This is a genomic window from Streptomyces sp. NPDC058289, from assembly GCF_042880975.1.
In the GTDB taxonomy this organism is placed as follows: Bacteria; Actinomycetota; Actinomycetes; order Streptomycetales; family Streptomycetaceae; genus Streptomyces; species Streptomyces stoeckheimensis.
On sequence record NZ_JBHVYI010000160.1, the window covers coordinates 1 to 10,395 of the forward strand.

Genomic DNA, 10,395 nt, shown 5'->3' on the forward strand with positions numbered 1-10,395 from the left:
GCCTTCGGCTTCTCGGCCTCGGTCGCGGGCTCGATGCCGAGGATCTGTTCGCACATCCACTGCTGGACTGGGGTGAGCTGGTCCCAGCCGTGCCGGACCGAGGTGACCCACCGGCCCAGATCCTCGCCCTGGCGCACGACTTCGCCCACCACGGTAGGAAGTGCCTGGCCAGCGTCCAGGTGCTGGCGGACCAGGTGGAAGCAGCGCTGCCACGTCACAGGCCACACCGGGCACCAGGACGGATCAATGTCCTCAAGCTGCTCGCGGCGCTTGCGTGTCATCGCGCCGGCCGGGAGGTCATTCACCCCGACACCGGCCATACCGGCACCGTCGGGACCGTCCTCGTGCGCACCGCGAAGACGACCGGCCGCACCATCCGGCGGACCGCCCACATGCGGCCCCTGGACGGATCGGGCCGGGAGTGGACGGCCGACCCCCAGGAGCTGGAACCCATGCGCCACCTCGAGCCCGACATGCCCGCAGGCGCCCGGTGAACGGTCCCCTGCCCTGGGTCGGCGACCAGGTCACCGACGCCGACGGGCGCACCGTCATCGTCACCGACATCCGGCTCGGCGGGACCGTGTGGGTGCTGCGCCCCATCTACACCGGGAACTTCGCCACCCGGTGGGAGACGACGAAGCCCGAGACCCTCGATGTGGTCAAGCGCCGCAGCGAACGGATCGCCAACCCCTGAGACTTCCCTGCGACGGTCCACCCGTGCGCAGGGCGTTCGCCGCCGGACCGGCACCCCGCCCGGCCGGTACAGCACCACCGACGAGAGGAGACCGTGATGTCCAAGAACAGCGGAAGCGGAGGCAGTGGCGGGAGCAGTGGAGGGAGCGGAGGAAGCGGCGGCGGGAGTCATGGCGGCGGGTCCGCACCGATCTCCACCCCGCCCCCGCCCCCGCCGTCCAACCCCGATACCAGCACCCCCTCCGGCGGCGGGAAGCACCGGTAACCATGACCGCCACCGCACACCAGCAGCGCCCCAGCCGTACCGAGCTGGGGCGCTGCCTCATGGAATCCGGCGCCCTCACCTCCGACTGGGCACCCACGTTCGCCGCCGTCGACCGCACCGCGTTCCTGCCGCCCCTGATGTGGCCTTTCCTCCCGGGTGACGAGGCCGCGGCGGCCCAGGCCGTCACCGTCGACCGGCGTACGGATCCGGCGGCCTGGTACGGGTACGCCGACAGCGACCTGTCGATCGTCACGCAGTGGGACGACGGGAACCATCGCGGCACCGACCCGGGCACCGTGCCAACCTCCTCCAGCTCCCAGCCGACCGTGGTCTTCCAGCTCCTCGCAGCCCTGGACGCCGAGGAGGGCATGCAGGTCCTGGACGCGGGGACGGGCACCGGGGAAACGGCCGGACTCCTCGCCCACCGCTGCGGCGCCGAGAACGTCGTCACCATCGACGTGGACCCGGCCGTCTCGGCCACCGCGAGGGAAAACCTGTGCAGGCTCGGCCTATACATCGAGACCGTCACCGGCGACGCCCTGGCCGGCTACCCGGCACGCGAGTACGACCGCCTGCTATGCACGTTCGGCGTCCGCTCCATCCCCCGGGCCTGGCTGGAGCAGATCCGGCCCGGCGGGATCATCGCCGTCCCCTACGGCACCCACTACAGCAACCGTGACGCGCTGCTCCGCCTCACCGCGTACGGCGACGGCACCGCGTCCGGCCGCTTCAAGGCCGGCCTCGAGTTCATGCGGGCCCGGTCGCACCGGACCGCGTGGCCGACCCACGACGACTACGTCACCACCTGGCCTGGCTCGACCGGCACGGCCGTCCAGCCCGACCAGCTCGCCGACACCGACGCCGAGTTCGTCATCGGCCTCGCCGTCCCCCACATCACGCACACCACCTTCCGCGAGGAGGACGGCACCCGGGCCACCTGGGTCTACTCCCTCAACGACCGGTCATGGGCGGCCGTGCGCTGGCCCGAGGAGGACGGGCCGGGCATCGTCTACCAGCACGGGCCACGGCGCCTTTGGGACGCCGTGGAAGCCGCCTGCTCCTGGTGGGAGGAGCAAGGCCGCCCCGGTCTCGACTCCTTCGGCCTTACCTTCACCCCGGCTGGTGCGACACCATGGTTGGACGAGACCGGCAACCTGCTGCCCGGGGCGCAGTGGAGATAGCGGAGGGACACCGTGGGCGAACACCAGGAACCGCTGGAGCAGTGGGCGGACCGCCGTGACCGCCGACGAGAATCTGACCGGCAGATCACCGGCCGCCGCCGCGCCGAACCACTCGACCCGGCGGCCCGAGGCCGCGCCGCGCACCTCACCCCCGACGCCCCCCGCGTCCTCCTGGAGCTCGACGTCGAGTCCGGGGAATGGGTGCTTGTGGGAGTCGCCGACAACGCCGTCGAGGCTGCGCTCTTCCTCACCGGTTGACGCCGCCACCCTGTCCATCAAGCCCCCTGCGGATCGCCCGCAGGGGGTTTCCTGCTGTCAGGTAGGGAGCTGGTCGGCCGGGGCGCCGCGAACCGGGTCCTGCCCTCGGAGTAGCTGCGGTGCTTCCGAGCCGGGTGGGGTGGATTGGTCCCGGGTGTCGTCAAGGGGTGCCCTGGTGGCCTTTGCGGGTAAGCGCGGTGGGTAAGGTCGCCGTGGTGTTTCCACATAGTTTGGGGTGGTTATGGCTCGTCAGATGCAGCTCGGTGTCAGTTTGGTGACGGCTGCTCTGCTGGTCGCCGGTCTCGCAGGCTGCAATCCGGGGGTGAGTTCTGGCGGCGACGCCAAGCCGTCCGCGCCGGGGCCGGGGAAGGCAGGCGAGCAGGGTGCGCCGGGTGTACGGGCGCTTTCCGGGCTTGTCGACGATGTCGGTGGCCCGCACTCAGCTCGCCGGGTTGAAGGTCGCGGGCCAGCAGGCGATGACGGGCTACAGCAGGGCCAAGTTCACGCACTGGACCGGACAGGGAGACGCCTGTGACACCCGCGAGGTCGTGCTGGAGCGGGCCGGCAAAGACGTGAAGCGCGACAGCGAGTGCAAGGCGGTCTCCGGGACCTGGATCTCGGTCTAGGACGGGATCACCGTCACCGACGCGGGGAAGCTCGACATCGACCACATGGTATCCGCGCCTGCGACGCCATGAGTTTGAAATCAGGCTGCTCAGCACGTCAGCGTCATGCCGTTGACGTGTTTCTGTGAGCGCATCGAAGGATGTGCGACGATCACGACGTGGTCATACCTGCCCCTTCACCGTTTGGTGCGCCGCGCTCGCCGATACGTCCCGCGTCAGCCATGTTCGTGCTGGCCACGCTGCTGGACCGCTCACTGGAGCAGATGGCGGAGGCTGCGGCAGACGTCCGCCTGTTCGACAGGGAAGCCATTCGCGCGGCATCGGATGTGTGGGACAACAATCTGTTTCCGCTGTTCTGGGCAGCAAGCACGTCCAGAGCCGGTGAACGCGAGAGGCGGGCGACGACTGTACTGGAGTGGATGGCCGGTCTCGGCGAGCGGCGGCGTGCGTGGATGACCGAGCAGGCCATGGTCGCCGGTTACGACATCGAAGCGTTCCTGACACCGGCTAAGCCGCACATGCCAGGCCGTGATTACCTTGGCCATGTCATGGCACCGCAGTACCGGCTTAGTCGCCAGAGCGTGGACGAGTTGGTCCCCGACTACGATCTGGCGACCGCGTCCGTCCGCCATCTGCAGGTGGAGCGTGCCGGTACTCGCCTGACCGCTTTTCTCCAGTTGGTCGCTGATCGCAAGTTCGTTGTCGATGAGCCTGCGCCGCCCGCTCTGCTGAACGTGTGGCTGGACGGCGTCACCGACCTCGCCTTCGGCCTTTCCGACAGGCGGGGAGTGATCCTGGACGCCAGAATGCGGGAGGTCAGAATCTCCCTGGGCTCGGACGGTCGGCTCCGCGGCGCCGGTGGCGAGTACCACATGGACGACCGTTCATGGCATCTTTCGACCGCCGGTCGACGCGCGGACGCGGTCACCCCGCCCCGTTCCGGCCGGTCGGACCACCGGCGTCGGCCGCCAGGTGGAGATCTGAGTGCCGACGCGCAGGCTGCCGCCGCACTTCTGCACCACGCCATGCTGGAGCTCCGGTCCGTGCGCTACGCCGCCCGCGCGGATCGCGTCCCCGTGCTGAAGCTGTGCCAAGCCTTCTCAGGAGCGGGTGAAGCGATCCTGGCCGCCGGGTCACTCCGGGGCGCCCGCCGCCGTGGGGCAGCCTTCCAGGACGTGATCCGAAACTGGGCCGGCCAAGGAGGCCCGGAACTCACCCGCTGGTTCGCCGCCGTCCTCAGGGAACGCGCAGGCCGACCGGACATCATCGAGACACCCCAGGCGCCCGAACGAACACCCTCCTCCCTTACCGACGGCTCGCCCGTGTACGGTGCGCCTTCACAAGCAGCTCTCGTCATGGCCGCCTGGACGGCGGCACACACCGACTACCAGACAGAGCGTCCGGCCACCGCGCAGCTCCAACTCGCTCTGCCGCCCGGCACTGACAAGAGCTCTTCGGGACCTTGGCGACTGCGCACTGTCGGCTGCACCGAGCCGAACTCCTTCCGCCTCCACGCCGACGCGTTCCAAGGCCCCGGCCCACTCGTCCAGGTGGGGAAGCCCACTACTGCCTGCAGCCTCGACTTGCACCAGGGCGCCTTGCTCGTCGCGGCCGAAGCCGGCTGGAGCGCGTCCCTTGGCTGACCCTCACCAACGGCCGCCATCACTCAGTCGTTTTCGTGACGGGCCAGGCGTCGACGCAGATCCAGGTTCTCACCCTGCGCGACTTCCAGTGCTTTGCGGAGCTTCGCCACCTCGTCACGGTGAGTCTCCTGCTGCCGCGCGAGGCGGGCACTCAGGGCCCTGACCGCAGCCGAGGTCGATGAGTCGCCAGGGAGGCTTACGGGGGTTGCCGATGCCAGCCCATGCTTGGCTCGGCTCCGTTCGATCAGGTCTCGGAGTACCGGGCTGCGGTAGAGGAAGTCGGTGCTCACTCCGGCCTTGCGGGCCACGGCGGTGAAGCTGATGGGCGTGCCTGCCTTGGTCAGTTCGGCAAGCGTGGCGCGGGCGCGCTTGTCCGCTCCCTCAGTCCGCGCGCGGGTGGCCTGTCGGAGGTGTTCGGGCATGGGGGTCATGCGGTGGGCTCCTGTGGTTCGGGGCGGTCGGTCGTGCCCGCACCACGGACGGCCCGGAGACTACCGTCCTCGTGGACGGAGACCTGATCGAGGGCGACCAGGACCTTGGTCAAAGCCCGGGTCTCGGCGATGCGGCCTGCAAGCCAGATGTTGTCTTCGCCCATCGGTTCGCCATGGCGGGCGATGAATTGGGCCTGGCGACAGGAGACAAGGCCCTCAGTCTGCACGAGCTGATGCTGGAGTTCGTCGCGGTGGCTGGCATCCGTAACGAATTTGTCGCAGGTCAGGCAGGCGTTTCCCTTGGAACAGACTTGTCTAGGCGGGAGCATGCACCAGCCGTTGGGCAGCACGCGGTCTGCACGCTGGTCGAGGTGGAGGAGGTCGTATAGGTCGCTCGGGTTCACCTCGGCGGTCCGGCCGTCAGCCGTCACCTTCTTGTAGCGCAGAAACGCACGCTCGGCCGTGACTGCCAGGGTCTTGGCGTAGTGCATGGTCATAGTCGGGGTGATGTGGCCCAGGTAGCGCATGACGACGTGAATCGGGACCCCGGCGTTGATCAGGTCGGTCGCCCGTGTGTGCCGGAAGCTGTGCGTCTTGGACACCTTGACGGGGCGGCCGATGTTGTCGGTGATCGCCAGCTTCTCGGTCAGCACGCTGAGGCGACTGTGGAACGTCGCCGAAGCGTAGGGCCTCTTCCCTAGCCGGTTGTTCTTGGTCTGCAGGAACAGATACGGCGGGTCCGCTCCCTCTGGGAGGCCCTGCGCGGCGAGGAACTCACGGGTCCACCTCTGCTGGAGACGGATGATGTCGACGATCTCCTGGTCGACCGGGATGGTCGGCGGAGCACCACCGGTGATCTTCGTCTGCTGGTAGACGAGACGGGCCACGAAGCTGTCCGGCTCCTTGTCCTTCTGCTCGCTCGTTGTCAGGAGCGGTAGCAACGGTTCGAAGTCCATCATCAGGACCTCGTTCATGCGCCGGCCGGTCCGGATCAGCAACAAGAGCGCGTGGAATGCCTGTCGGTCGTCGAGGCCGCCCTCGGACTTGGGAGCCGCGAGCACCCCGGAACCTGCGGCAATCGCGCTGATCACCTCGTCCTCCAGGACCATGTCATCCGGGAGTTGGTTTGTAAGCCGCGGCTTGTCCTCCAGCCGGAACAGCACCGAGTGATGCAGGCCGAGCATGCCCCAGCGCCGGTCACCGAGCACGGTGACGGCCTCGGCACGGTTGTCGTACATCCAGCGGTAGAACGCCTCGATGGTCACCAGCGTGCTGCGGCGGCCGTTCTTGGAGAGCCGGCCGCCCTTGTTCGGGCCGGTCATCGTGATGTGACTGTTGAGGGAGTCCACGAATCCGCGTAACCAGGTCCGGAGCTGGTCCGAGGATCCGACGAGCTGAGGGCCGGAGCAACCGACCTGGTCGATGTACCACTGGAACCACTTCAGGTGGTCGAGGCGGCTCTTCACCGACGACCACACGTACCGCTCCGTCGACAACTGCACCGACAGCCACCACTTCGCGGCCTCCCGGAGCCAGTCCGTCGTGAGCTGGCTGAAGTTGGCCACGGACCGTCCCCAGGGCTCGTGCTCGCGTTGCGGGACGCGCCGGTCGAGGCTGGGGTTCCACACATTCAGTCACCACCATTCACCGTCGTGGTACGCGTGGGCAAGGCGGTCCTGGAGATGCTTGACACTGTTCAGCACGTGCGTGCCGAGCCTCGCATTCCGCGACGAGTCGGTTCGCATGACCGCACGCTGCACTTCGCGCGCCCACTCCTCGTGGGAGAGCGCCGTCAGCGACCTCGCGGAACGTGCCTGCGGTCCGCCGTGCTCGATCGCGAGGACCAAGCCCCGCCTGAGTTTCTGGAACCGCACTGGGGTGATGGCGTATCCCTCGGCAACTTGCTGATGGACGCACCAGGCCAGTTCCCAGATCACGGGCTCGGGCAGACCCCGGAAGCTGATCGCCTGGGAATACCAGCCCCTCTCCCGGTCGATGGTCAGCTTGGCGAATGCTCTGCCGTAGTCCTCCGGCATGTTGGCCGAGTCGAAATGGTCCTGCCGGTGCTCCTCCGGCAGGTTGTCCCACAGGCGCCGCGCCTTCTCCTCGCTGAAGAGTCGGGCCACGGACAGGCGCGGGTCCCGCTTGTCCTGCCGCTTGCGCTCCGGAGTACGCTGCGGGGGGACTGCATCCGTCTGGGCTACCGGATGGACGATCGGCTCAGCTTTCATGACGGTGCCCCAGGCTTGCGTGATCTTCTGCCAGTCCGCACACGCGCGCAGCTCGGCGTCCTCGGTCACATGGGCGTACGTGTTGATGGTCGTCTGGATGTCGGCGTGGCCGAGCCTCCGGCTGACTACGTGCATGGGTACGCCCGACAGCAGCAAGGCTGTGGCATGGGTATGCCGGTACCAGTGCGGTGTCATGTCCGGAGGCAGGCCGGGGACGTGCTGCTTCCGTGCGGCCAGGTGCTTGTAGACGCTCTCCGCCCTGAGCGGCGCGAACCGGCGGCCGCGGTGCAGGTTGCAGAAGATGTACGCGTCGTCCCAGTCGTCCAGTTCGACATCGGCGCCGGCCTCGCACAGGGCCCAGACCCAGTCGCCGTAAAGGCGGTCCAGAGCCGAGCCTATGAAGACGCGTCGGTGGCCGCTCTTGGCCCGCAGGCCGTGCGGGTGGTCCTCACGGTGGACGACCTCGACCTGCGCGGTCGTACCCGTGCCGGTCTTCCAGTCGCGGTGCCGCAGGCCGAGGGCCTCGCCGAGCCGCAGCCCGGTCTCCTCCAGCAGGGCCCACAGCAGGCGGTATCGCAGTTCCCCCGACCAGGCCGCGTCCGCCGAGTTCCAGGTCGCCTCTGCATCGCGGAGCGCTGACATCTGATCGGGCAGCAGCACGGGCACCGGTTTCGCACGTACACGGATCTTGACCACACTCGAACGCCGTCCGGTTCGGCGCGCCACGTGCTCCAGGAACGGCAGATAGCTTCCCGGCCGGGCCTTCACCGTCTCGTAAAGCCGTCCCGCGACCTCGACCCCGCGAGCCGCGTGATAGCGGTAGAAGCCCATGACCGCGCGAGCCCGGCTCGCCACAGTCGCGTCGGCCGCCTTCACGCCCTCATGGAGCGGCATCACGGCCTCAGGTACGCTCCCGCGACGTAACTGTCCTACGAAGATGCCGAGTTCAGTGACTCCGATCGCGTCCCACGCTTGCGCTCGCCGCTCCAGAAACGTCCACCACAGGGTGAGGCCCCGCGCGTAGCTCTTGAGGGTGTTGGGGGAGCAGCCACTCGATCTCAGGTACTCCAGGTACTGCTCGACCGGCTTCGCGACACGGTAGTCCTCGCCGAGAACCGTCCATGTCACGCCTTCCCCCGTGATCACCCGCTGCGTACTTGCCACCGCCACGCCATTCGTCATCGCTGTCAGCGTCATCTCGCCGCTGTACCGGATAACGCACCGCTCACAAGAAGGAAACGATCCACCACGCCATGTCACAGATGTCAGCGGCACCACAAACAGGGTGCGGATAACACATGGTGCCTTTGGCCAATGCCTGGCGCTCCGGCGCCAACTCGTGGACGGCGGAGCGGCGCAAGGAGTTCGCGAACGATCTGATCCGCCCGCAGCTCCTCGCGGTGTCGGCGGCGACGAACCGGGCCAAGGGTGACCAGGGCCCCGAGGACTGGCAGCCACCGGCCAAAGCGTACTGGTGTACGTACGCGACGGCGTGGACGAACGTGAAGAGCAGCTATCAGCTCACGGTGACAGAGGGCGAGAAGAATAGGCTGACCGAGATGCTGGAGACGTGCTCATGACCGACCACCAGCCCGAAGGCACCCCGCAGCCCGATCATGGTGCCGTCCAGGAAGGGCGTGTCCCGTTGACCGATCACGTGAAGGCGGGCCCGGGCGGCGCGATGACCGATGAGGTCGGCGTCATCACCGGCGACGTCACCGTGACGTCCGAGGCCGGCCCGGACGGCACGGCCTCGGTCCGGATCCAGTACACCGGCGCTGAGGAGTGGTACACCCTCACCGGCAGCCCCGCCCCTCTCCCCGGCGGCGGACTTGCCGCTTTCCACCGGCACGTCGTGGAGGCCGTGCAGGCCGGTGGTGCCGCGGAGGTCCCCGCCACGATTTCGTGAGAACCCGCCTGAAACGAGGCCGGACTGCGACATCGTCGTGTTCAGGCGGCCTTGCACCGCGGGGCGCCTGAACACGGGGCAGCGAGGGGGCGGGCCGTGGTGAGTAGGCGCGAGACCTTGACGACGGAAGAGTTCGGTACCTCCCACACCGGCGCGGTCGAAGCCGTTCTGGCCGACGGCAGCATCCCGGCCCCGGTGTACTTCGACAGCGGCTCGGGCGGAGGAGGCGACCCCGTCTCGCAGTGGAGCATCTACGACGGCCACGAGCCCCACGCACCGAAAGCAACCGGACTGCGCGCGGTGTGCTCCTGCGGCTGGACCGGCCCCCGAACACCGCCTGGACTGGAAGGCCATTGGCGACCAGGACCTGGAGGAGGGCGGGGTCGAGCAGGCGGATGCGAGCGAACGAGACTGGGACGGGCACACCGCACAGGTCGAGGCGGCGACGATCCCTCTGCCGGAGAGCGTCACCGTGCTGTTGGAGCGTCTGGAGGAAGAGATCAACCGGTTGACGAAGACGTCTCCGGTCGCGGGGGTGCGGGCGGCCCGCCGGATGGAGGTGGTCGCCGAGCGGGTCGGTTATTGGGCGGCCCGCGGTACTGCCGCCGACCTCGACACCGTCCAGGCCGCTGCACTCTTGGGCTCGACAAGGCCGCGGCACGCAAGCTGATGGCCCGCTTCGGCGGCTGGAGCCCGACCCGGTGACCAGGTCAGCGGTTCGGCCGGGTGCGCGGCCGGCCCCCGGATCGGCGGGCGGTGCCCCGGTCGAGCCCGTAGTCCCGCGCGCTGCCGGGCAGGACGGGGCGGTCGGGCCTAGGGGTGTGTCAGGAGGTGGGTGCCCGCCAGCCGGTGAGGTCGGCTTGGTCGGCGTCGCGGAAGCCGACGGCTGCCGGGGCGTCACCGTCGGCTGCGAGGTGGATGGTGCACTGCGTGATGGTGCCGACGGGCTGGATCGTGCTGGTGTCGTCGGCTGGGCAGGCGGTGATGTCTTCCGCGTCCAGGAGCTGGGCGGGTACGCCGCCGAGCTGCTGGGCCCCTTGGGTGAGCAGGCGGACGCTGCTGGCCAGGGTGGCGGCGTAGAGGCTGTCCTACCTTTCAAGCGGGCCGCATCTGGTCATTCGTAGGATCGGGGAAGCCCAGGGGTTCCGGGTATGGCTG

The 10,395-nt window shown here is 68.6% G+C and carries 11 protein-coding genes and 2 pseudogenes; 9 read left to right on the top strand and 4 right to left on the bottom strand.

Annotation, left to right across the window (positions count from 1 at the left end):
• Positions 1-320, bottom strand: a pseudogene (locus tag ACFVX6_RS39630) (helicase); the annotation flags it as partial.
• A 24-nt stretch (positions 321-344) separates the two neighbouring features.
• Between ACFVX6_RS39630 and ACFVX6_RS39635 the strand changes: the two are divergent.
• From ACFVX6_RS39635 to ACFVX6_RS39660, 6 genes are all read left to right on the top strand, one after another.
• A complete protein-coding gene (locus tag ACFVX6_RS39635; RefSeq protein ID WP_389699442.1) occupies positions 345-494 on the top strand; it encodes a hypothetical protein in 150 nt (49 codons plus the stop codon).
• Entirely contained in the window at positions 491-694 is a 204-nt protein-coding gene (locus ACFVX6_RS39640; protein WP_389699443.1) for a hypothetical protein, read from the top strand. Before ACFVX6_RS39635 ends, ACFVX6_RS39640 begins: the two co-directional genes overlap by 4 nt.
• Before the next feature lie 266 nt (positions 695-960).
• Positions 961-2,139, top strand: coding sequence for a methyltransferase domain-containing protein (locus tag ACFVX6_RS39645; RefSeq protein ID WP_389699444.1), 1,179 nt, complete (start codon positions 961-963; stop codon positions 2,137-2,139).
• A gap of 12 nt (positions 2,140-2,151) precedes the next feature.
• Positions 2,152-2,397: a DUF6087 family protein gene (locus ACFVX6_RS39650; RefSeq protein WP_389699445.1), complete on the top strand. Its 246-nt coding sequence runs from the start codon at positions 2,152-2,154 to the stop codon at positions 2,395-2,397.
• Between the two features lie 428 nt (positions 2,398-2,825).
• Positions 2,826-3,023, top strand: a complete 198-nt coding sequence (locus ACFVX6_RS39655; protein ID WP_389699446.1) for a hypothetical protein — start codon at positions 2,826-2,828, stop codon at positions 3,021-3,023.
• A 221-nt stretch (positions 3,024-3,244) separates the two neighbouring features.
• Complete coding sequence (locus ACFVX6_RS39660) at positions 3,245-4,666, top strand: hypothetical protein (protein WP_389699447.1); 1,422 nt, start codon at positions 3,245-3,247, stop codon at positions 4,664-4,666.
• Positions 4,667-4,689: 23 nt separating this feature from the next.
• Here ACFVX6_RS39660 and ACFVX6_RS39665 read toward each other — a convergent pair whose 3' ends face one another.
• Genes ACFVX6_RS39665 through ACFVX6_RS39675 form a run of 3 tightly spaced genes read right to left on the bottom strand, consistent with a single transcriptional unit; the run spans position 4,690 to position 8,525 of the window.
• Complete coding sequence (locus ACFVX6_RS39665; protein WP_389699448.1) at positions 4,690-5,097, bottom strand: DUF6262 family protein; 408 nt, start codon at positions 5,095-5,097, stop codon at positions 4,690-4,692.
• Positions 5,094-6,725, bottom strand: a complete 1,632-nt coding sequence (locus ACFVX6_RS39670; protein ID WP_389699449.1) for a tyrosine-type recombinase/integrase — start codon at positions 6,723-6,725, stop codon at positions 5,094-5,096. Before ACFVX6_RS39670 ends, ACFVX6_RS39665 begins: the two co-directional genes overlap by 4 nt.
• 6 nt (positions 6,726-6,731) lie before the next feature.
• Positions 6,732-8,525 (bottom strand): tyrosine-type recombinase/integrase, encoded by a 1,794-nt coding sequence (locus ACFVX6_RS39675; protein WP_389699450.1) that lies wholly within the window; start codon positions 8,523-8,525, stop codon positions 6,732-6,734.
• Positions 8,526-8,623: 98 nt separating this feature from the next.
• Between ACFVX6_RS39675 and ACFVX6_RS39680 the strand changes: the two are divergent.
• The 3 genes and pseudogenes from ACFVX6_RS39680 to ACFVX6_RS39690 all read left to right on the top strand — a co-directional run.
• Positions 8,624-8,908: pseudogene (locus tag ACFVX6_RS39680) on the top strand (HNH endonuclease family protein); the annotation flags it as partial.
• Positions 8,905-9,237, top strand: a complete 333-nt coding sequence (locus ACFVX6_RS39685) for a hypothetical protein (protein ID WP_389699451.1) — start codon at positions 8,905-8,907, stop codon at positions 9,235-9,237. The pseudogene ACFVX6_RS39680 and the gene ACFVX6_RS39685, both read left to right, overlap by 4 nt.
• A 472-nt stretch (positions 9,238-9,709) precedes the next feature.
• Positions 9,710-9,907: a hypothetical protein gene (locus ACFVX6_RS39690; protein WP_389699452.1), complete on the top strand. Its 198-nt coding sequence runs from the start codon at positions 9,710-9,712 to the stop codon at positions 9,905-9,907.
• The last annotated feature ends 488 nt before the right edge of the window (positions 9,908-10,395 follow it).